This is a genomic window from Bacillus sp. GMs2/2 (assembly GCF_050172095.1).
Taxonomy (GTDB): Bacteria; Bacillota; Bacilli; order Bacillales; family Bacillaceae_G; genus Bacillus_A; species Bacillus_A cereus.
In genome coordinates this window covers 1-377 of record NZ_JBNLYE010000783.1, presented here as the reverse complement: position 1 = coordinate 377, position 377 = coordinate 1, and the positions used below count along the sequence as shown (strand labels likewise).

Below are 377 nucleotides of genomic sequence, written 5' to 3'. Positions count from 1 at the left end.
TCCAACACCCTAATTCCTCCTCTCCTGTTGAAGAGAGGAATTATGCAGCATTAACGAAGATAGAGATTCAATCTCTACTAGATCAAAGCGGTATTGAATACAAGGCTAATGCAACGAAGGCCGAACTAATCACTTTATTAGAAGGTGATGCAAATGGATAATCTTTTGCAAGAATTAAAAGACGTTCTTAAAATCACATGGAATGAAGAGGATGCTAGTTTAATAAAACTTTTGGAAAAAGGAGAGGCGTATTTGTTGGGTTTAACAAATGCGTCTTTTGATTTTTCAAAGGAGCTAACGCCGAAAGATTTGCTGTTAGAACGTTGTAGGTATGTTTATAACAATGTAGGTGATGAGTTTGAAAAAAATTATAAAAG

At 35.0% G+C, this 377-nt stretch carries 2 protein-coding genes; both read left to right on the top strand.

Translation table 11 applies throughout. The annotated features are described in order from the left end of the window. Window positions 1-161: hypothetical protein (locus ACQGS6_RS29515; RefSeq protein ID WP_426966116.1), on the top strand; the 161-nt coding region annotated here is incomplete at its 5' end. After that, on the top strand, window positions 154-377 hold a 224-nt coding region (locus ACQGS6_RS29510), incomplete at its 3' end, for a hypothetical protein (protein WP_426966115.1). The genes ACQGS6_RS29515 and ACQGS6_RS29510, both read left to right, overlap by 8 nt.